15 protein-coding genes and 2 riboswitches are annotated in these 22,542 nt (G+C 56.6%); of the genes, 3 read left to right on the top strand and 12 right to left on the bottom strand.

The genetic code is table 11. The features are described from left to right. Positions 1-11: 11 nt before the first annotated feature. The 3 genes from LARV_RS13085 (at position 12) to alaS (ending at position 10,954) form a co-directional block, all read left to right on the top strand. Positions 12-5,438, top strand: coding sequence for a tetratricopeptide repeat protein (locus LARV_RS13085; RefSeq protein ID WP_075074055.1), 5,427 nt, complete (start codon positions 12-14; stop codon positions 5,436-5,438). Further along, the gene (locus LARV_RS13080) at positions 5,429-8,047 is read left to right on the top strand and encodes a C25 family cysteine peptidase (protein ID WP_075074054.1); all 2,619 of its coding nucleotides are present in this window, start codon (positions 5,429-5,431) and stop codon (positions 8,045-8,047) included. Before LARV_RS13085 ends, LARV_RS13080 begins: the two co-directional genes overlap by 10 nt. Before the next feature lie 168 nt (positions 8,048-8,215). After that, entirely contained in the window at positions 8,216-10,954 is a 2,739-nt protein-coding gene (gene alaS / locus LARV_RS13075; protein WP_075074053.1) for an alanine--tRNA ligase, read from the top strand. A 70-nt stretch (positions 10,955-11,024) separates the two neighbouring features. Here alaS and LARV_RS13070 read toward each other — a convergent pair whose 3' ends face one another. The 12 genes from LARV_RS13070 to LARV_RS13015 form a co-directional block, all read right to left on the bottom strand. Next, positions 11,025-12,458 carry a leucyl aminopeptidase family protein gene (locus LARV_RS13070; RefSeq protein WP_075074052.1) on the bottom strand — a complete coding sequence of 478 codons (1,434 nt, stop codon included), beginning with the start codon at positions 12,456-12,458 and terminating at the stop codon, positions 11,025-11,027. Between the two features lie 33 nt (positions 12,459-12,491). Beyond that, on the bottom strand, positions 12,492-13,637 hold the full coding sequence (locus LARV_RS13065; RefSeq protein WP_075074051.1) for a metallophosphoesterase: 1,146 nt from the start codon (positions 13,635-13,637) through the stop codon (positions 12,492-12,494). A gap of 293 nt (positions 13,638-13,930) precedes the next feature. After that, a complete protein-coding gene (locus LARV_RS20715; protein ID WP_075074050.1) occupies positions 13,931-14,077 on the bottom strand; it encodes a Flp family type IVb pilin in 147 nt (48 codons plus the stop codon). A gap of 146 nt (positions 14,078-14,223) precedes the next feature. Next, positions 14,224-15,687, bottom strand: a complete 1,464-nt coding sequence (gene gcvPB / locus LARV_RS13055; RefSeq protein ID WP_075074049.1) for an aminomethyl-transferring glycine dehydrogenase subunit GcvPB — start codon at positions 15,685-15,687, stop codon at positions 14,224-14,226. Continuing rightward, positions 15,680-17,026 carry an aminomethyl-transferring glycine dehydrogenase subunit GcvPA gene (gcvPA, locus tag LARV_RS13050; RefSeq protein WP_075074048.1) on the bottom strand — a complete coding sequence of 449 codons (1,347 nt, stop codon included), beginning with the start codon at positions 17,024-17,026 and terminating at the stop codon, positions 15,680-15,682. The genes gcvPB and gcvPA overlap by 8 nt, the downstream gene beginning before the upstream one ends. A 9-nt stretch (positions 17,027-17,035) precedes the next feature. Continuing rightward, positions 17,036-17,419: a glycine cleavage system protein GcvH gene (gene gcvH / locus LARV_RS13045; RefSeq protein ID WP_075074047.1), complete on the bottom strand. Its 384-nt coding sequence runs from the start codon at positions 17,417-17,419 to the stop codon at positions 17,036-17,038. 59 nt (positions 17,420-17,478) lie between these two features. After that, positions 17,479-17,545, bottom strand: a riboswitch (glycine riboswitch). Positions 17,546-17,548: 3 nt separating this feature from the next. Further along, positions 17,549-17,654: riboswitch (glycine riboswitch) on the bottom strand. 255 nt (positions 17,655-17,909) lie between these two features. Continuing rightward, positions 17,910-18,278, bottom strand: a complete 369-nt coding sequence (locus LARV_RS13040) for a rhodanese-like domain-containing protein (protein ID WP_075074046.1) — start codon at positions 18,276-18,278, stop codon at positions 17,910-17,912. Positions 18,279-18,344: 66 nt separating this feature from the next. Further along, positions 18,345-18,827, bottom strand: coding sequence for an aminoacyl-tRNA deacylase (locus tag LARV_RS13035; protein WP_075074045.1), 483 nt, complete (start codon positions 18,825-18,827; stop codon positions 18,345-18,347). Between the two features lie 9 nt (positions 18,828-18,836). Next, entirely contained in the window at positions 18,837-19,988 is a 1,152-nt protein-coding gene (locus tag LARV_RS13030; protein ID WP_075075234.1) for a radical SAM protein, read from the bottom strand. Between the two features lie 78 nt (positions 19,989-20,066). Then, a complete protein-coding gene (locus LARV_RS13025) occupies positions 20,067-20,354 on the bottom strand; it encodes a DUF4342 domain-containing protein (RefSeq protein WP_075074044.1) in 288 nt (95 codons plus the stop codon). A 35-nt stretch (positions 20,355-20,389) separates the two neighbouring features. Further along, a complete protein-coding gene (locus LARV_RS13020) occupies positions 20,390-21,586 on the bottom strand; it encodes an ATP-binding protein (protein ID WP_152031795.1) in 1,197 nt (398 codons plus the stop codon). A 21-nt stretch (positions 21,587-21,607) separates the two neighbouring features. Further along, positions 21,608-22,534 (bottom strand): DUF1028 domain-containing protein, encoded by a 927-nt coding sequence (locus LARV_RS13015; protein WP_083522549.1) that lies wholly within the window; start codon positions 22,532-22,534, stop codon positions 21,608-21,610. Positions 22,535-22,542: the final 8 nt, after the last annotated feature.

Below are 22,542 nucleotides of genomic sequence, written 5' to 3'. Positions count from 1 at the left end.
AAGGGGCATCCATGCAAACCAAAGCCGTCTTATCTTCGCTCAAAAATAGCTGCGATTCAAAAAGCATTCCCGAAACGCTGATCGCGCTGCGGCACGACCCGTTGGTGTGGAAGATCCTGCCGCAATTGGATTTGGAACAGTACGCGCAACGTCAGGCGGAAAAACAAACCGTTGAACCGTGGTGTCCCGCCAATCTGGCTTTGTTTGCACTCGAGACCGATCTGAACGCAGACAGTTTACGCCGGGAGCCGCTGACGGTGCTGGATGGCAACCTGCAGCGGCGCGCACTGGCTGTATTCGAAGAAACGCTGCGTACCGGCCGCGAGCCGGCCGATCTGAAGGAAGCCGGGCTGTTGGCACTGGCATTGCGCGAACGACGCCGGAAAACCCGTTCCTGGACCGGTTTGACGGATGACCTGTTGATCAAGAGCGGCCTCGGTCAGGAACGAATGGCCGGGATTTGGGAAAGCGCGCTGGCCTGCCTCTATACCCTGATTCCGGATCGGGATGAAATTCTCAAGGCGCTTCTGGATAAGAACCCGGTGGTGGGCATGGGTTGGTGCCTTCATATCCTTTTGAGTAACCCGGCCGGCGAGGATGAACAGGCTCGGAAGCTGACCGGCCTGATCATCGACGCACCGCTGGCGGTCCAGTCTGCCTGGCTAGCAAGACTCCAATCTGTAGGGCGGGAGGCTCTGGCCGGAAAAATCGCCAGAATGCTGCTGGCGGACAACCAGACCGTTTTCGATGGGTTGAAAATACAATACATTCCTTCTCAGGCGCCTTACCAGGCGGTCCTTGACCAGGCCGCGATATACCAGCAGGCTGCCGTGATCTATCAGTGCGCCGGAGCATCCCTGCAGGCCGCCGGCATGCTCGAAAAGGCGCAGACGCTCCTGGCTTATTGCCTGGCAGGGGTTCAGATCCAAAACGCCGTCCTGGACGCTCAAGACCAAAAGACCGATGTCGCGGTCGCTAAAGTGGAAAAGGCCTACAAGATCAGCCAGGATCCAAAGCTGATCGAACGCGGTGCATCTATTTTGCATCAGACGGGATTGTTGGATGTGAAAATCCCATCCACCGGCTGGGAACCAGAATTTCTTTCTGCGCTGTACCTGGCTCGTCAGATGGCGGCCGGAGATAATACCGAGTTGGCGCGCCAGACGGCCAGCCGGGCGGTTGAAGAATGGCTTTCGGAACGGAAGAATGCTTCATGGCAGACATTCGAACTGGATGGAAGCCTGGCTCAAGCGCTCAATACGCTGGTTGGCCTGGATCTGCTCCCGGAAGCTACCCGGTGCGCAGATGCATTCTTGCAGAAGCGCCCCAACGATCCGGATTTGCTGCAAATCGCAGCCTTGATCGAAGAGAAACAGGGCGAGTATGATCAGGCGACCGCCGATGTGGAAACAATGGTCATGCTTCAACCCCAGAATATGCAATTCAGGCGTGAGTTGGCTCACCGGTTGGAAGACCAGAATCAATGGACGAAGTCCCTGGAGCAGCGCCAGTTCATCCTTGAAAATACTGAAAACGCCGGCCTCGAAGATCAACTTGCGCTGGCGAACTGCGCCATTCAGGCCGGAGAAGCCGAATTGGCGGTGAATTCCTGCGATCAAATTCTGGCAGCCCAGCCTGAACATGGAATCGCGCACACGCTCAAGGGGCAGGCGTTGTTGCGCCAAGGCAAAGTGGACGATGCGGTGAGCCACCTCAGCCGGGCGACCCTCCTGTGTGCCGATTCTCCGCGCACATGGTTGGCACTGTCCGAAGCCCAGCAGAAGAAAGGCGATACCCAGCGCGCCCTGGACACTCTGCGGGCTGCAATCCTGGCCGTGCCGGATTCCTCGGAAGTCCATTTCCAACTGGCCCGTATGTTGCTCGATCAGGGCTATCTGACGGATGCACTGCCTTACCTGCGCCAGGCAGCCCGGCTATCCCCGGAGGTGCCTTCGGTAACCACCGAACTGGCGAAGACACTGCGCCAGTTGGGGCATCACGCCGAGGCCGCGAAGATTTTGTCGGAAGCCCGCCAGCGCTGGCCCAAGAATGCGCAACTGGCTTATCTGGAAGCTCTGACTCTCCAGGATCTTGGAAACCGCCAGAAGGCGCTGGAATCACTGGAGATTGCCGTCAAGGCTGAAAAGCCGGAAATCGAGTGGTTGCAATTCTATGTGCAGATGTATTTGCAAACTCCAGAGCAGCTCTATGCGGCCATGCCGGCGGATTACGATCCGCTCCTGTTGCAGCGCCTGACGCAGGTTTTGCAAAAGATTCTGGCGATTTCACCGACCGATTTTACCGCCCGGATGTGGATGGCAGATCTTCTGCGCTTACGGGGTCAGACCCAAGCCGCTTTCGATGCTTACCAACAATTGCTGGACGAGTGTGGAGTAAAAGATGAAAGCCTTCATAATCGGGTGCAGGCTGGATTTGGCGCGGCCGCATTAGCCGCAAATGAACTGGATACCGCGCTGGCCTGTCTGCAGGAGGTTCTGCAAAAGAATCCGGAAGATCTGGGCGTGATGCATCTGCTGGCGGAGACTTATTTGAAGTCGAACCTGGCTCAGGAGACTGCGCGCGCTGCCGGCCGGGCTCTGCAAATGGAACCGGATCAGGTGGATAACCTCGTCTGGTATTCGAATATCATGGAACGCCTGGGGAATCTGGATGAAGCTCAGCGTGCGTTGGAAACCGCAGTTCAGCTTTCGCCGGAACGGAGCGGCTTGTGGTTGAAACGGGCCCAGTTCGCGCTGGCGGCGAACCAACCTGAGACTGCCGAAAAAATGCTGGCCGAGCTTGAACAATTATCGAACGTTTCCGAGACAGAGTTGCGCCAGGCGGCCAGTTTTCACCTGAAATTGGAAGATTATTCGCACGCGCTGGCCTGCATGAAGAAAATCGAAGCCACAACGGATGCGCCATCGGCGGGCCTGTTATGCGATCTGGCTTTCTTGAGCCAGCGTGATAACGATTTCCAGGGCGCGATGGTCTACGCCGAAAAGGCAGTCAAGGTGGATGATCAAAATATCCGCCTGCATGTTCTTCAGGCGGATTTATTGGCTCAGCAGACTCGCACGCAGGCCGCGTTGGCCTGCCTGGAGAAAGCGGCCCGTTTGATGGAAAGCAAGTCGATTTCGGAAAAGCAGCCGCCACGCCAGAACAGCAGCCTGTTCACGGCCGATAACGCCATTTTCAACCCGGCCGCGATTTATTCGCGATCAGCGGTTTTGTTGAAAAAACAGGGCGATATCTCGGGCGCGCTTTTCTTCGCCGAAAAAGCCCTGGACATCCTGCCGGACGATCTTTCGATCCGTTTATTGATGGCCGGGTTGGCCTATTCTCAACTCCAATTCGATCACGTCCTTGAGCTGACCGCCATCGAAAAACCGGCTTTTACCGAGACCCTGCTTCACGATGATGCTGAAGCCTGCTGGCAGACTCTTCAGGCGCTGCGCTGCGAATTATTACTCGAGGATGGAAACGAGGACGATGTTTCAGGGATTGTCAATCCAATCCTTGAAAAAGGCGCAGTCCAGCCCCGCATGAAGGCCATTCAGGCCCGTTTATTGGCCCGAAACGGTGAATATGCGGCGGCTGGAGAACTATTCGACGAGGTGAAAACTTCGTTGGAAAAAGCTGAACCCATCGCTTCGGATTCGAGCCGAACGGTCTATCATCTCGATCTGCTGGAATACGCACCGATCTGGTTGGGAGAGGTCGCCCGGGATCTGTATCGCTGGGATGCGGCCAACCGCTACCTTGAAACCGGACGCGAGAACTACGCCCGCGAGGCGGTCGGGCATTATCAATTCGCCAGCCTGCTGGTCCAACGCAGCAAGGCCACCCGTTTGTGCGATGGCGTCCATGCGACGACCCATAATCCGAACGTCAAAGCGGGGCAGATCGAAGCTTTCGAAAATGCCTTATTGGCAGCGAGCCAGTTCAGCGGGTCGCCCAAGATCTCCGAGTTGCGTCAGATCGGGAAACTGGTTCTCCCATCGAACGCGGGCCAATTCAAGCATACTTTGACCGAAGGGCACCCGCCAACCGACAAGGCGGCTCTGGTGATCGGCATCGCCCAGGGTGGAAATACCTCCGCTGTCCTCCAGGCGGTTGAACAGGCCGGTGACCAGCCCGAGGTTTATGCTCAGGCCGCGGTTTATCTGATGTCCAAAGACGCCGAAAAAGCAATGGCCTTCGCGCAACAGGCAGTCGAATTGGAACCGCGACAGCCGCTTTTCCACGCCCTCCGCGCCGTTTTGTTATCCAAGAACGACCAACCCGCGGAAGAAATGGAAGCCTGGCAATCGGCCATTCAAATCTGGCCGGATGAGCCCATCTGGCAGGCCGAACTGGCTCGACTGAGCCAGGCATTGGGCGATCCAGCCGCAGCCATTCAACATTGGGAGGCGGCGCACACTCTGCAGCCCGAGCAGGCCGGATACACGTTCAATCTGGGGGTTGTCTTCCTGGAAACCCGGAATTATGGCAAGGCGATCGACGTGCTCGAAACCGCCAGCCGTCAGGACGCAAACAATCCGCAATGCTGGCTGGTGCTTGCCGAAGCGCATCTGCGCGCCGGGCACTTCGAGCGCGCTTTGCAGTGCGCCCAGCGCGCAGCCGCAGTCGACCCCGACGCGCTTCAGGCGCTGTTGATGCAGGGGGAAATCCTCATCCAGATGGGTAATCTGACCGAAGCGCAATCGATCAGCGATCAGGCGCTCAAACACGGCAGTACCATTCCCGAGGTGGTGATCTTCAACGTCCACCTGCTGGAAAAACGGGGCAAATTGCAGGAAGCCCTGGCGGCGCTGGAACAGGCTTCGGGTCTATTGACTCAAGAACTGGTCCTCCAGGTCGAGCGTCTCGAACTGATTCGCCAAGTGTATGGTTCGGCTGCGGCCCTGCCGGCAGCCAAAGAGGCGCTAAAGAAATTCCCGAACAGCGTCAAGCTTCTGGCCATTCTGGCGACAGTCCAGTACGAATGCGGCGATTCGGCCGGGGCTGAAAAATCCGCGCAACACGCGCTGCGCTACGAACCCAATCAGGCCAACCTGCAATTACTGATGGGACAAATCAAGGCAGCCGGCGGACAATTGGACCAGGCCGTCTATCACCTGACCGAAGCCGTTCAGCTCAGTCCGGTGGAAGTCGAGGGTTATCTGGAACTGGGGAAAGTCTACCAGGAACGCCGCGAACAGGAAAAGGCCATTGTGGCCTTCCAACAGGCCATCCGGGTGGCCCCGACCGACACGCGGGCCTACGTCCTGGCTGCCGCGGCTTTACGGGATGCAAAGGATTATTCTTCCGCTGAAAAAATGCTGCGTAAGGCAGCAGAACTGGCGCCCAATGATTTGAACATCCGCCGTCAGCTCGGCGCCGTGATTGCATTGAATCTCGTCCAACACTCTCAGGAGGCTCAGGCATGGCATTAGGGTATCAGGAAGATTTCTATCCTTCATTGATGACGCGATCTGAGCTGGTCCGGCTGTTGAAAGTTGGAATCGAGGTCAACGCGGTCAAATTTGCCCGTCAGGCCGCGATGACCTGGCTGGTGGCGTATCCCGGAGATTTGGAAGTCAACCGTTTGCTGGGATTGGCATTGCTGGCGGACGGAAAAACTGCGCAGGCGCGGACGACCCTGGAGAAAGTCATCCAGATCGACCCCGAGGATCGGGAGGCCTATCAGGCGCTGATCGATCTGAAAGGCGAAGCCAGCGACGAACAGATGGCTCAATGGTGGGGAGCGGTGTATGCCCTGGGAGGCCCAAGCCCGCGTAATGTACGTCTGCCGGAATGGAGTAAACCGGCGCGTGAGAGTCTGGTCAGGCTTGAACGCCAGGAAACCCAGGCAGCGGAAGAGTTGATCCACCAGGCGCTGATCGTCGATTCCGGGCTGCCTTTGGTCGATCTTCTGCACCTCAAAATCAACCGGGTTCAACAGGATTGGCTGGCGGTGCGCCAGTTGGCCGATATGTATCACGAACGCTGGCCCGATTGTCTGGCATTCCAGTATGTGACGGCTGAGATGTTGATGGAAAGCGGCGACGAAGCTTCGGCCGTCGCGCTGCTGCATGAGTGCGTCACGCGCGATTCGGCCGGTCTGGTTGCCCGGCGTTGGATGGGCAACCAACATGCCTACCAGCCGCTGTGGCCTGGCGAGTTGACCATTCGCTTCGATTCGCCCATCCCGGCCGATGTCGCTTCGCGCCTGGGGATGAATCATCTGCCGGAAAAAACGCAGACGGTCGAACCGCCAATGACTTCACTGCCTGAGGAAATCGTCGAAATGCCTCAGTCCGAAACCCCGGCGGCTGTCAGCGAAACCATGCCAAAAATGCCGCCCGAGACGAAAACAGCCGGCGTTCGCGACGGGCAGGATCTGAATGCCATCCAGAGTGAGTTCGAGAAGCTGGCCAAGAAGCTCAAGAAACCGGCCATTGGCCAATCGGACGGGCGTTTTCCGGTCTATGTGGTGTTGTCGTCACGCACCGGCCTGATCGCCCAATACGGCCAGCAATCCGCGCAGGTGTTGATCTCTGAGATGGATCACCTGGCGGAGGTCGTCCGCCGGCGTCAGGGTTGGGGCGCTCTGGCGTACTTGCCAGACGACCCGGTCTGTACGGCCAGATACGGAATCACTGCGCTGGAGAACAACGATCCCTGGAAGATCAAATTATCATTGGGCGATTTGGACAAGGCGCTGGCGCATCGCGGCGAGCGGATTGGCGCGCTGATGATCATCGGCGGCGAGCAGATCGTGCCCTTCCATAAGCTGCCCAATCCAACCGAGGATCAGGACAGCGAAGTGCTTTCGGACAATCCATACGCGTCGACGGATGGCAATTACTTCGTTGCCGAATGGCTGGTGGGGCGCCTGCCCGGCGAGAGCGGAACAGACGCGGGCCTGCTGTTGCAGCAGATCCGGCAGAACCTGCGTTTCCACGAGCAGCGCGCCGTAGCCACCCAGGGCTGGAAGAAATCGATCTTCTACCGCACCTGGCAATCCTGGCGCAACCGGCGCGCCCTGCGCTCCAAAAACAACGGATTTGGTTATTCGGCGGCTGCCTGGCGGCGCTCCTCCGTGGCGGTGTTCCGCCCGGTAGCCCAGGCCACCGATGTACATATCTCTCCACCCGAGATTGCCGGCAGTATCAACCCCAAGAAGGTCACCTCCGCGCGCCTGAATTACTACAATCTGCATGGTGTGATTGACTCTGCCGAATGGTACGGCCAACGCGATCTCGGCGATGCCGGCAGTGGGCCGGATTATCCTGTCGCGTTGACGGCCGCTGATTTGCAGCGCAACGGACGCGCTCCCAGCGTTGTTTTCAGCGAAGCCTGTTACGGTGGGCATGTCGCCGGAAAAACCGAAGCCCAATCGATTGCCCTCAAATTTCTCTCGATCGGAGTGCTCGGGATGGTGGGATCGACCAGCATCTCGTATGGCTCGGTTAACACGCCGCTGGTGGGCGCCGATTTGCTCGGCCAGTTGTTCTGGAAGTCGTTGAAGGAAGGCTATACGGCAGGTGAGGCTTTAATGCTGGCCAAGATCAACATGATTCGCGAGATGAACCGGCGGCAAGGTTACCTGGATGGCGAGGATCAGAAGACATTGCTTTCCTTCGTCCTTTACGGCGATCCCCTGGCGTCCGCAGAACTGGCTGTCCGGCAGTCGAAGCAGGCGCTGCGCATGAAAATTGGAATTTCCATCAAGACGGTCAGTGATCAATCCATGCCCGCGGATGGACCTGAGACGATCCGATCCGAGTGGATCACATCAGTGAAGAAAACCGTGGAGTCCTACCTGCCGGGACTGGAGAATTCGCAGGTGCAGGTTTGCCTGTTGAAACCCGAAGCGAATCCCCAGGCGGCGAATACGGGTAGCGTGGCCAAAGGACGGAAAAAGGCTCTGCCAGAGTTGAACCACTATGTCGTGACCATCACCAAAACCATTCCGGCGGCGCGCCGGGAGCATACCCAGTATGCCCGGGTGACGCTGGATGAACACGGCAAGGTCATCAAACTGGCCGTATCGCGTTGATATCCTCCTGAATGATCAGGTTCGATGTCCCCTTTCCACCCCGGAAAGGGGACATTCGTTTTTTGAGCGGGTTCATTGATTCCTGAGATTAGCGGGCGTATAATTTATACTTACGCCTGCTTCAGCGGGTTCGATCAGGCGATGTATATCGTACAGGGAGTGGCGCTAATGGACAAGAACATGACCGGTGCGGAAATCCGCCAGGCATTCATCGATTTTTTTACCGAACACGGACATACGGTGGTTCCATCCTCTTCGTTGGTTCCGGGCGGTGACCAGACTTTACTGTTCACCAACGCCGGTATGGTTCAATTCAAGGATGTCTTCCTGGGAACAGACCACCGGCCGTACACCCGCGCGGTCGATTCACAGAAGTGCATGCGTGTGGCTGGCAAGCACAACGATCTGGATGATGTCGGTCGGGATGACACGCACCACACCTTTTTCGAGATGCTGGGCAACTGGTCGTTCGGCGATTATTATAAAAAGGAAGCCATTACCTGGGCCTGGCAGTTGCTCACGGATGTCTTTGGCCTCGATAAAAGCAAACTCTGGACGACCTATTTCCAAGACGACAAGGGTGATTTGCCCACCGATGAAGAAGCGGCCGAAAACTGGTGCAAACAGCCGGGCATCGACCCGACTCACGTGCTGCCCTTCGGACGCAAAGAGAATTTCTGGGAAATGGCCGAGACCGGCCCCTGCGGCCCGTGTAGTGAAATTCACATTGATCGCGGGCCCGAATTTTGTAACAAACAGGGCGTTCCGGGGCATGTGTGCCGGGTGAACGGCGATTGCTCGCGTTACCTGGAATTGTGGAACCTGGTTTTCATCCAGTACAACCGCCTGTCGGTCACCCAGTTCGAACCACTGCCGGCGACGCATGTCGATACGGGTATGGGCCTGGAACGCATTGTTTCGGTCATGCAGGGCGTCAGCTCGAACTACCGGACCGATCTGCTGCTGCCGTTGATGGAAACCGTGCGTACCCTGGCCGGCCAAACCGAAGCCGAACGGGACGCCAACATAACCCCTTACCGCGTGGTTGCCGATCACAGCCGCGCCGCGACCTTTTTAATCGCCGACGGAGTTGTGCCGGGCAATACCGGACGGAATTATGTGTGCCGTATGATCATCCGGCGCGCCGCGCGCTTTGGCACCAAATTGGGCCTGACCGGACCCTTCCTGGCCAAGGTGGCCGATGTTGTCGTCGAGAATTACGGCGCGGCTTATCCTGAACTGCGCCGCAACCGGGCCACGATCCTCACCAATTTGACGCGCGAGGAGCAGCGCTTCCAGCGCACAGTGGACGCCGGCATGAGCCACCTGAACGATCTGCTGGCTGAAATGACGGCCTCCGGCCAAACCGTGCTGGACGGCCATAAGGCATTCGATCTGTATGCCACGCTTGGCCTGCCCCTGGAACTGACCCGCGATGTGGCCCGCGAACAGGGCATGGATGTGGACGAGGAAGGTTTTCGCAGGGCCATGGACGAACATCGTCTAGCCTCCAGCGCCGGCAAGGTCTTCGGATCCATGGGCGGCGAGGATGTGGATGTCTACCGCACCGCTTTAGAAGAGCTCATCGGCGGAGGAAAGCTGAGTAAAAAGGGCGTGCAATACGATCCCTACAGCGGATTCGAGGTCGAAGCTCCGGTGGCGGCCTTCTTCCACGATGGTGAAAGCGTGGATGCGGTCCAACCGGGTGATACCGTCGAGGTGCTGTTGCCGAAGACCTGTTTCTATGTCGAAGCCGGTGGCCAGGTCTCGGATCACGGGACGATCGTTTCGGTCGAAGAACCGCGCTGGGAAATTCGGGTGGATGATATGCGCAAACCCGCCGCGGGTGTGGTCGTGCACAGCGGCGTAGTCGTGAAGGGCACTCCACGGGTCGGGGACGCCGCCATTGCCAGCGTCGACCTGGATCGACGCAAGGCGATCATGCGCAATCACACGGCAACCCACCTGCTGCACGCTGAACTGCGCAAGATCCTCGGCGACCATGCCCGCCAGGCGGGCTCGCTGGTGGCGCCCGACCGGCTGCGCTTCGATTTTACCCATCCCGAAGCGGTTACGCCGGAACAGCTCGAGCAGATCGAAGCCCTGGTCAACCGCGCGATTCTCGAAAATCACCGTTTGACGACGATGGTCAAACCGCTGCAGCAGGCCATCTCGGAAGGCGCCATGGCCCTGTTTGGTGAGAAGTACGGCGAATCGGTGCGCACGATTTCCATCGGAAATCAGGACGTCTTCTCGTATGAATTGTGCGGCGGTACGCACGTGCATGAGACCGCTGATATCGGGCTCTTCCTGATCACCAGCGAGGGCAGCGCGGCCGCCGGGGTGCGGCGTATCGAAGCGGTCACCGGACAGGCGGCTTATGAACTGGTCCAGCGGCGTTTCAAGGCGCTGAAGGAAATCGCCGGTTTGATGACCACCTCGGCCGATGAAGCGCCCGCCAAGGCCCAGGTTTTGGTCGACGACCTGGATAAGGCCCACAAGCAACTGGGGAAGCTGCGCCAGGAACTGGTGGCCCTCGAATTCGAACGCAAGCTCGAATCCGTACCCCACATCGAGGGTATCCCGGTTTTGGCAGCGGTGCTGGCCAACGCGGATATCGATACCCTCCGCCAGATGTGCGACCGCTTCCGCGAGAAATTCAGCTCCGGCGTGGTGGTGCTGGGGTCTGCGCCTGAAAATCGTCCGGTGCTGATCGCCGCAGTGACCGATGACCTCGTCCAGCGCGGTTTGAAAGCCGGCGACCTGGTGAAAGTCGCGGCGCAGGTCATCGGCGGCAGTGGCGGCGGCCGCCCAACGCTGGCTCAGGCTGGCGGCAAGGATGCCTCGAAGCTGAACGAAGCCATCGACCAGGTTGGGCCATTCGTCAAGGCAAAACTGGTGGAATAAATTTCGTGTAGATATGAAATAACACCCTCCTGTGATCAGGAGGGTGTTTTTATTGTTTTTTGGAACCGACTCAGTCCAGGTTCTCGAGGTACTGGATCAACAGGCGAATGCCAAAACCGGTTGCGCCTTTCGGGCAGTAGGGCAGTTCCTTGGCAGTATCGGCCGTACCGGCGATATCCAGGTGCGCCCAGGGGTTGCCGGCGACGATGAATTCCTTCAGGAACATGCCGCCCTGAATGGCGTGAGCTTCGCGGCCGCCGCTGTTTTTGATATCCGCGTCATCGCCCTTGAGCAGGTCGGCGTATTCATCATCCAACGGGAAACGCCACAGCCTTTCATAAGTTTGCTCGCCGGCGTTGAAGAGCTGCTGGGCAAGCTGGTCGTCGTTGCCCATCAAACCGGCGCGGTTGTGGCCCAGAGACATGACCACGCCTCCGGTCAGGGTGGCCAGATCGATGATCGCCCGGGGTTGGAATTTCTGTTGAGCGTAGGTCAGCGAATCGGCCAGAACCAGGCGGCCTTCGGCATCCGTCGAGATGATCTCGATGGTCTTCCCGGATAGCGAAACCAGGATATCGTCCGGGAGATAAGCGTCGCCCGAGACCATGTTTTCGGCAGCACCGATCACACCCACGATTGGGGTCTGAATCTTGAGTTCGGCTGCCGCGCGCAGCGTCGCGATCACATCCACACCGCCGCATTTGTCGTATTTCATGGTCAGAATGTTTTCGCGATCCTTGAGCGAATAGCCGCCCGAATCGAAGGTCAGCGCTTTACCGACCAGGACGACGGGTTTGGCGCCAGCCGGCGGATTGTTGCCCGCGTATTCGAGGATGATCAAACGGGCCGGGGTGGCGCTGCCGCGTCCGACGGCCACGATGGCGCCTGCGCCCATCGATTCGAGCTGTTGATCGTCCAGCACCGTGCAGCGCAAACCGTACTGGCTGGCCAGCGCCTGAGCCCGTTCGGCCAGGGTGATTGGATCGATGACGTTGGCCGGTTCATGTTCCCAATCGCGGGCCATGTTGACGGCCGCGCACATCTTCTCGCTGCGTTCGACGATTTTTTCGAGAACGGCTGCCTGCTGGCTGTGCAAAACGACCACGCAGACCGGAATTTCATCGGCTTTCTTATAGCGATCGAACCGGAAAGAACCCAGCAACAGGCCTTCCAGCAGGGCGGGGACATCCCCGGCAATGCCCAGGCTGTTCAGGCTGGCCACATCCAGGTGGATCCGGACGACCTGATTCTGGGCAATCCATTTTGCCAGACCCCCGCCAGCCTGACGGAACGACTCAGGCGAAAGTTTACCGGCTTTTCCCAGTGAGACCAAGACCGTGGACGGGTCGATCAGGGTTGTAGCCCCGGCCTTGGCTCCGGCTTCGCCGAGGGCAGGTTTATCGGGTGAGGTCTTGAAAACGAGATGAAGCTCTTTTTCGGAAAGAGCCGCCGAACTGATTTCGAATTTAATCGAGACAACAGGTTCGACAAAAGATGTAGTCAAAGTACCCTCCATATCGATTGTGATGAGACAGGGTCAGGCCCCTGTGATCTCCCAGAGAATAATTTCAGGTGGGCATAAGAAGCGCACCCGAGGGGCGCCGGCGCCTTCCATCCCGATCCCGCGTGTCACGTAAAGCACGAGATTCCGGATGGCATAGCGACCGGATTGGAAACGGCGTCCGTAAAGAGAAGCGGTAAACAGTGCCCCGAACCCTGGAATCCGGACCTGCCCGCCGTGCGTGTGCCCGGAAAGCTGTAAATCGATTCCCAGATCGGCTGCGTTCGGGGCGAGATCGGGACTGTGATAAAGCAATATCGTAAATTCGGGTGGATTCACCGCCACGATTTTTTGGAGAACCGGAAAATCCACAAAGGGCTTGTGCGAGCAAGTCAGGCCGGCAATCTGGATCGAATCATCGCCGATCGGTAGTTTTGCACACTCCCCGTCCAACCAGTGGATGGGGAGGTCCTTCAATAAAATGGGGACCGAACCATCCAGATCGACCGCCGGACTGCCGGATACGGCGAACACGCCCAGCGGAGCGCTCCACTCCTGCAGGACCTTACGGGCATCTCGTTGCGATATCGGGTCATTGAGGTAGGACAGATTGAGAAAATCGCCGGAAAACAGGATGAGATCCGGCGCGAGTTCTTTGATGAGGGCGGCGAGCTGCTTTTCGCGGCCGGTGATGCGTTCGATATGCAGGTCGCCCAGGTGAAGCACTTTGAACTTCGAGGCAGGCTTCAGTTTCGCTGAAACCAGGGTCTGGTGGGTCACCCGGATGTGGTGAGGTTCGATCCAGAAGCCGTAAATGACCAACAAAGTACCCAGGACCTGGAAGGCAAGGTTGAAGGGCCAGGGCAGCAGGGCAGCCAGGCTTCGTCCGACGGATAAAAGAAAGACCGGGGGTTTGGCCGGACCGAAGGATTTATCGAAGCGCGGCAATAATTCCAGGAGCAGCCAGTCGGAAAGGAAGAATCCCCACAGGAGCAAGGCGAATTGCCAGTTGAACCTGGAAAAAGCAAATGCGAGCGCCATCAAGAAAAGGCCAAACAAGAAAGTGGGAACATCCTGAATCTTTTCGAAACCGTGCAGGATGACATCCAGATCGTTGTTGGCTGTGCCCGGGAAATTATGAAATTTGGAAAAATCGCGTGCTTTAAATTCTCGATTATCCATTCAACGAATCGTTTTCAGCCTGAAACCGGGTTCACGGATTAACTTACTTGAATATGCTCTGCCTTTGAGACAGATATTTCCATCGGGGTATGCAGCTCAGGGTCTACCCTGGTTTTTAGGGTTCACCCTGGTTTTTAGGGTTCACCCTGGTTTTTAGGGTTCACCCTGGTTTTTAGGGTATACCTTATTCCAAAACACTTGTCAACTTATTTTCTTGAATCGATAAAAAAACTGGCCAGATGGCAAAAACCATCTGGCCCTTGGAGGACACGTACAGTTGGGTTGGATGTGCTTCAGATCAGATTGATGACATTGCTGAAGATGTTTCCGATTGCTGGACCGAGCAAAGCCAGAATAACAATCACGACAACAGCAACAAGAACAAGAATCAAAGCATATTCGACCAGCCCCTGTCCTCGCTCAGCGGGATAGAAATACACCGAACTCACCCCCTTTCTGTAATGAATATTGGATTGATAGATAGATTATGGAATAAAGTCGGTAAAAGTCAATATTTATGATTAACAAAACTGAAAGCTGCCGTGTCTAGCGGCAGCTTTCAGTAAAGGCTAAGAATGGATTGAATTTAGATTTTTTCCGGAAGCCAGCAGCACAAAACAAGTTCCTTGGCTGCGCGAACTTCATCCAGACGCCCAACCGGGGTGTTGTGCGGGGCAGCGTGCAGCAACTCGGGATTGGTGCGCGCTTCTCCAGCGATTTTGATCAACACATCCGTAAGGTGATCCAGGGTTTGTTTGCTCTCGGTCTCGGTGGGTTCGATCATCAGGGCTTCATGGACGATCAGCGGGAAGTAGTTCGTTGGCGGATGAATGCCGTAATCCATCATGCGTTTGGCGATATCCAGTGCGTGTACATCCGGCGCGCCATCCAACTGTCCTTCCATGACGAATTCATGCATGCAATGCCGGCCGTACGGAACGTGATAGGTATCGCGCAGGCGGGCCAGCAGGTAATTGGCATTCAGGACCGCGCATTCGGCAATATCGCGCAATCCATCCGGGCCATGCATGCTGATGTAGTTATAGGCGCGGACGATCATGCCGAACTGCCCGTGGAAGGCCTTGACGCGGCCGATGGTTTGCTTCGGCGTATCGAACCCATACAGAGGAGGCAGCTCTTCGTCACCTTCTTCGATGATTCCAACAACCGGGGTGGGCAGGAAATCGAGCAGGTGTTTGGCAACGCCCACCGGCCCAGATCCGGGTCCGCCGCCGCCGTGGGGTGTGGAGAAGGTCTTGTGCAGGTTGAAGTGCATGACGTCGAATCCGACGTCGCCCGGGCGGACGATGCCGAGCAACGCGTTCAAATTGGCGCCGTCGCCGTAGACCAGACCGCCGGCTTCATGCACCAGACGAACCACTTCTTCGACATTTTGATCGAACAGCCCCAGCGTGTTGGGGTTGGTCAGCATCAAACCGGCGACCGTATCGTCCAAAACGGACTTGAGCGAATCGAGGTCGACGTTGCCGTTGGCGTCGGTCGAGACGCCGACGACTTCGAAGCCGTTCATCGAGGATGTGGCCGGATTGGTGCCGTGAGCCGAATCGGGGATGATGATCTTGGTCCGTTTGGCATCGCCGCGCGAGAGGTGATAGGCGCGGATGATGGACACACCCGTAAATTCACCCTGGGCGCCGGCCGAGGGCTGCAACGTCACACCGGCCATGCCGCTGATTTCGCACAACCACTGCTGCAGTTCGTACATCATGGCCAGGTTGCCCTGAACGGTCTCGACCGGCTGCAGGGGATGCGAGTAGGCGAAACCGGGCAGACGGGCGACATCCTCATTGATCTTGGGGTTGTACTTCATCGTGCAAGACCCCAACGGATAGATGCCCGAATCGATCGAGTAGTTCAGGTGCGACAGGTTGGTGAAATGCCGGACGACATCCAATTCGGCGACTTCCGGCATCGGGAGGTCTTCGCGAACCAGCCCGGTGGGAAGCGCTGTTTCAGGGACATCGCAGGCCGGGAAGCGGAAACCGACGCGCCCTGGAGACGAGATCTCATAGATCGTAGGCTCAGCCATGCTTCACCTCCTCCAGAACTTCGCACAGCGCATCGATGTCATCCTTGCTGACCATCTCGGTGACAGCGATCAGCATATGGTTTTCCAGGGCCGGGAAATCTTTTCCAAGATCGTATCCGCCCAGGATCCCGTGATCGAGCAGGTGCAGGTTGATTTCTTCGACGGACTTCGGGCACTTGACCACAAATTCATGGAAGAACGGCGTGCCGGTCAGTACTTCATAACCGGCGACTTTGCCGATCTGGGCTGCGGCGTAATGCGCCTTCTGGTAGCACAGATTGGAAACCTGCTTCAGGCCGCTCTTTCCGACTTCGCTCATATAAACAGTGGCAGCCAGCGCCATCAATCCCTGGTTGGAGCAGATATTCGACGTGGCTTTTTCACGGCGAATATGCTGCTCGCGCGCGGTCAGGGTCAGCACGTATCCGCGCCGGCCTTCCGCGTCTGCGGTTTCACCGACCAGGCGGCCGGCAATTTTGCGCACGAACTCTTTCTTGGTTGCGAAGTAGCCCAGGTAGGGTCCGCCGTAGGAAAGCGGGATCCCCAGCGGTTGGCCTTCACCGACAACGATGTCCGCGCCCATGGCTCCCGGGGTCTTGAGGATGCCCAGGGCGATCGGGTTGGCCGTGACCGCAACTAGCGCGCCGGCCTGGTGGGCTTTTTCGATCAGATCGGTGAAATCGTAGATGCGACCGAGAAAGTCGGGGTACTGGACAATTAACAAGGCGGTATTGCCATCCAGGCATCCAGCCAGGTCGCTCAAATCACCGAACGGGTTGGAATCGCATCCGGCAAACTCAACCTGTTCGTAACCCGCCATATAGGTCTTGATGACATCGCGGTATTGCGGGTTGAGGCTGGGAGACAGGACGAAGCGAGCGCGTTTTCCGCGGAAGTGATGGTAAGCCATCACAGCGGCTTCGGCCGCCGCAGTGGCGCCATCGTAATGCGAGGCGTTGCTGACTTCCATCCCGGTGAGGTTGGCAATCATGCTCTGATATTCGAAGATTGCCTGGAGCGTGCCCTGTGAAATCTCGGGCTGGTAAGGAGTGTAAGCCGTCAAAAATTCACCGCGGCGTATGATGGCATCTACAACGGCGGGTATGTAATGATAGTACGCGCCGGCGCCGAGGAAACAAATCAGATCATGCGCGGTTTCGTTGGCACCTGCCAACTCTTCCATCTGCATGCGGGCTTCCATTTCCGTGAACGCCGGCGGTAAATTCAATGTCGGGAAACGATGCGCTGCCGGGACATCCGCAAACAGGTCGTCCAGTCTGCCGACGCCAATGACGCGCAGCATTTCCTCGCGTTCAGCATCCGTATGTGGCGTGAACATGCTTTTGTTTTACTCCTGAACGTGCTTCTCATACCCTGCTGCATCCATCAAGGCATCCAATTCAGCCGGGTTTTCGATTTCAACTTTGATCATCCAGGCTTTGCCGTAGGGGTCGCTGTTGACCAGTTCGGGAGTCTGAGGAAGGTCTTCATTAATGGCGATGACTTTGCCAGTAACTGGCATGTTGACATCCGCGGCGGCTTTTACCGATTCGACGGTGGCAATAGTGGTTTTCTTGGCGACTTTTTCGCCGACGCTCACGGTCACTTCCACGAAGACGACATCCGAGAGCTGTTCCTGTGCATGATCCGTGATACCAACTGTGGCGATGTTTCCATCGACTTTTACCCACTCATCCGTGCTGGTGTACTTCAAGTTATTCGGGATATTCATGTTTTCCTCCGACAAGATTAGGTGGATAGAAAAAGGCACGCATTAAGAAAATGCGTGCCCTCTGTTGATAACCTGAGAGATTCGCCCAATGGGTTTGCCCCTTCGGTGTCTTGCGACTTTCCAGAGTCTGCATGTGACAGGGTCTTGTGTACCTGAGAGATTCACGTGTGGAATGCCATTCCATACGCTTGCCCCTTCGGTGTCGGTGCTTGCCGATCTCTTCTCTGTCTGCAATATTTAGTTGAACTACGACGTTCTGGAAAAGCTTCGGCTCCTTGAATGAAAGTGGAACCAATGATGTCAAAAAGTTAACACCAAAAAAATTATACCAGAAAACCGAAAATTTCGGCCTGAGAGGTTGGGTTTGTTAAGGTTCGGTCGGATAACCTTTCGTCGTCCAGGCGCCATATCCACCTAACAGGGGAGTGACATCGGTAAACCCGGCTTCGATCAATAATTGCGCTGCACGAGCACTGGATTGTTCATGGAGTCAGGTACAGTACGGGATGATCCAGCTTTTCGGCGAGAGTTGGGAAATACTGGCTTCCAACTGATCGAGCGGCAGGTTGATCGCGCCCGGAATGTGGCCTTGATCATATGTCGATGCGGACCGGACATCCACAAAAACGGCGGTTTTCTCATCAAACGCGATGTGCGCGTCTTTCAGACTTACCCGGGTTACCTCCGGGTAAGGGATTTCACTTGTGGCGGTCGGAAGCAGCATGCTGTGATTGTAATTATTGGATTGCGATTTATACAACTGCCAGATCAGCACAATAATGATCAAGACCAATCCCGCTGCCATCAGAATCAACGGAGCGGAATTATCGTTGGAATTACTCTTTTTCGGTTGTGCCATTCACAAACCTCAAAAACACGTAGATGATGTCAATGGTAATAAAAAGAGATAAGAGCAGGATGAAAATTACTCGGTTAACGGCGCAATTTCCAGGTTTTCGATCAAAGTTTTTAGTAAACCAGGCTGAATCAGGATGGCGTATCCTTTCTTGCCCGAGCCAAGCGATATTTCAGGGTAAACAAATACGGATGGATTAGCCAGAATTCGCAGGCTGCGGGGCAAGCCAAAGGGTGTGACCGCGCCGATTTCATAACCGGTCTGTTCGAGCACATCCTGAGGCGCCGCGAGGGTCAGCCGTCTTTCACCGAGGTAGGCCCGCAAAGATTTCCAGGAGATCTGGCTTTCGCCGGCCATCAGGACCATCACAAAATCGCCGGTTGACAGGCGAAACAGAATGCTGCGAACAATCTGGTCAGTAGCCTGACCGCGTTCTTCAGCGGCTTGTCGCAAGGATTGGATTTTGGATAAATGGTGAAAGATTTTAAATGCCACCCCGGCCTGTAAAAGAAAATGGATCGCGGGTGTATCCAACGACTCAATGAATGGCATGCCTGAATCTTACCATAAGGACATCTGGTGGGCAGGCCTTTTCCCATCCAGCAGAATGAACGGCGTACTTTTCTGGACGGGAATTCCCAGACGCGCCAAATCGCTCACGGTATGGAGCGGATTCCGATGACGCTCCGAGAGCAGGTGATCCGCTGTTTTTGGCCCAATGCCGGGGACGCGCAGAAGTTGCGCCCGGTCAGCCCGGTTGATGTCTATGGGTTGTTCGCTCAGGTTTTGTTCAGCCCAGGCTCTTTTGGGGTCGATTGTCAGGGGGAGAAAGCCGGTCTGCTCGAAAGGCAAATCTTCGAGGCAAAATCCATAATCGCGCAGTAAAAAAGAAGCCTGGTAGAGACGCTGTTGGCGCACCGGATTTTCGGGGATATGGTCCTGCAAAGGGGTGTCGGGAATCGGATTGAAGGCCGAATAGTAGGTTCGGGCGAGGTGAAATTGGCGGAAGAGGTATTCGGATGTGGTCAGTAATTCCAGATCATTCTCGCCCGCGGCTCCCACCACAAATTGCGTGGTAACGGATGGCCAGTGTCCTTTCCAGGCCTGCTCGCCCGGCAGGCTGCGGCGAACATCCTCCACCCAACGCAGCCGGGTGAACAATTCCTCCCAGAAATTCTTATGTGGCGCCAGATATCCCAGCCGTTTTTCGTTTGGCGCCTCGAGATTGATCGAGACGCGGTCGGCTAACTGCATGGCCCTTAGGACCTGCTCCTTTTCTGCGCCGGGCATGATCTTCAGGTGCAGATAACCATGAAAACCGTGTTTCTGCCGCAGGATCTCGGCTGTTGCGATCAACCGGTCCTGCGTTTTCACGCCGCCGCCGGCGAGCGCTGAACTGAGAAAGAGCCCTTCGACCTGGCCCGCCCGAACCATGTGAGAGAAAGATGCGCTCAGTTCATCTGGCTGCATCGTTTCGCGCTGAAAATTCCGGCCGGCCCGAAACGGACAGTAGTAGCAATCCCGTTCACATGCCGAGGTCAGCAGCGTTTTCAATAATTTCACCCGTCTGCCGCCGGCCGCAGCGCCATAGATGACGCCGGCATCACTTGGGTTGTGGAGATCGCACGCAGGCGGGGCGTAAAGTGGGCTGTCACCATCGGGTTCCAACGCCATGTGTTCGGTTAAGAGGCCGATCTTTTGACCTGTATCCATAACCAGATTATAGAACAAATGTGTTATTATTTCAAGTACAAAAATACCCGGTCAGGCGCCGGGTATTTTTCTGAAACCCTATGCTGCAGGCGGAATATTGGGATTGCTGGGTGGCGTATCCACCCGTTCCACGACAATCGTGAGTTTGACTGCCAAAGCAGCAATGGCTCCGATGGCGGCCCACACCGGCAGCAACACAACGCCGACCACGCCCAGTGTCAACGGAACCTCGATGAGGGTCTGGCCCTGCTCGTTCTTGATGACGATGCGGCGAATGTTACCCTCATGAACCAGTTCCTTGACCTTTGCTACCACGGCTTCGCCGTCGACCTTGTATTCTTCATAATGAACATCTTCTGCGCCCATTTTGGACTCCTTAATTTCACAAAACTGAGACCCAATCACCGATCCGGAACGTTAGCCACGTTGTTTTCTGTGAGGATGGGTAGATGGATTGTAAATTGACTGCCGGCTCCTTCGACGGAGCTGACTTCAATTTTACCGCCATGCTGCTGAATGACCTCTCGTGCAATGGATAGTCCCAGACCTATACCACGGAACAGTTTGTCGCCGATTTGGTCTGTATGGAAGAAACGGTCGTAAATATGGGGTAAGGCTTCAGCCGGAATGCCTACGCCATGATCGATGATCCTGACCCGGCAATTCGTTTCGTCACGGTCCACTTCGACCTGCACCAACCCGCCATCCGGGCTGAATTTAACGGCGTTATCCAGAATGGCGGAAAAAGCGCGTTCCAGACTCTTGGAAGAAGCGCGCACAATCAGCTTTTCCTCCGGCGCCGTCAATTTGATTTCACACCCGTTTTTCAGGGCGGTCTGGCGGTACGCTTCGCAAGCATTGGACACGATTCCGGCCAGGTCGACATTTTGAAAATCGGGCAGGATCAGCTTCATCTCTTGCAGGAAAAGCAGGTTATTGACGAGTGAAGTGATGTCCTGCACATGATGGGAGATGGTATCGATCGCCGATTTCAACTCGTCGTCTTTCAACATGCCGCTTTGCGCAATTTGCAGATAGCCGTTGGCGGCCATGAGCGGCGTTCGTAATTCATGGGCCAGGATGGTCAAGAATTCATTGCGGGCGATCTCCAGTTCAGCCAATTGGTTGTAAGCAGAAGCCAGCTCACTGGCCTTCAGGCGCAGGTCCTCGATGGCCATTTCGTCATTTTGCCGCAAGCGGCTGCTGACTTCACGCACCATGGCCAATGAGATGCTGGAGCTGGTCTCGAGGATATCCGAAAAAGCTTCTTTCTCCAACGCAAGAACCGTCGTCGGTGTGAGAGTGGAAACGGTGGCTGCCCGGGGCGCGTTGTGGATGATCGCCATCTCGCCAAAAAAATCGCCCGCAGAAAGGTGCTTTAGAATGCGCGTTTCGGTTTCGTTGATGACCTTGGTTACCAGCGCGCTTCCCTGCAGGATGAGATAAAAAGTCGTTTCATATTTTCCCTCATGGCAGAGGACCGTATTTTCACTCACGGTCATCAAAGTCCCATTCTGGACGATCCGGGCGGCTTCATTCGGTCCCAGGCCGGGGAATGCTTTTTGCATGACTTCGATGGGGGAGAAGGGGCTATCCACCTGAAAATTGCTCCGTGAACATTATCGAGTCGACGCCAGAACTCTGGCGAGCGTCGCTGAATCGGTGTTGAGTAAACCCGCAGCGGGCAGGCGCTGAAACAAGGTTCGCCAGGCAGGTTCCAGGCTGAAAATATCCTTTAGGATGGGCAGCGCTTCATCGACGCGCTTTAATTCTATCAAAGTGACCGCCTGCCAGAAGGGCAGTTCGGAGATGGTGGGCGCCAGGCCGGCGGCCCGTTGATATGCGGCCAGGGCGGCATCGATATCCCCCTCGCCGAGCTTTTGGTCGCCGGTATTCATCCATTCGTATGCGTCGTGAAGTTGAACCAGGCGCTTTAAGTCGAGGATTGGGTCCGGATGGTCTTCAACGCGAAGATCGATCAAGCGGTCGGCCCAGGGGCGGCCAGTCGAGGTTGGCGCGACCACCAGAATGGCGGCCGATTGTTTTCCACGGATATCGCCGCCGGCAGCCTGTCCGGCTTCCAACGCCTCCAGCAGGCGGGCGGTCAACGTGCCGCTCGATTCGCGGTACGCCTTCGCCATGGCCGGCCAGATGGAAGGATTGGCCATCATGTTGGCCTGAACGGAAAATGCGTCGCCGGTTTCATGGCCGGCATCCTGAATGCAGCGGCTGCCGGTATGGACGGCCACATCCGCATGACAATCCAGCATCGCCACCTGGCGCAGATCCCTGCCTTCATCCGCAGCCAGCAGCCCGACCAGGGCCCGGGTGGCCGGGCGACCGGCGCGCATCAATTCCAGCCCCAGGTTGCCGTAACTCGGGTCGACCATCGCCTGGGTCGCGACCACGCCAACGCCGGCTTCGCCCCAGATGACCAGGCTACCCACCGAGAACCAGTGAGACTGAATGGCCGCTCCCATTTGGCCGGTCGATGGGTCACGGGCGACGATCGAAAAAGTGTGTGCGAAAGGAAAACGGTGGGTCATGGAACTCC

This window comes from Longilinea arvoryzae, assembly GCF_001050235.1.
In the GTDB taxonomy this organism is placed as follows: domain Bacteria; phylum Chloroflexota; class Anaerolineae; order Anaerolineales; family Anaerolineaceae; genus Longilinea; species Longilinea arvoryzae.
The sequence above is the reverse complement of the archived record's forward strand: the minus strand, read 5'-3'. Positions and strand labels throughout refer to the sequence as shown.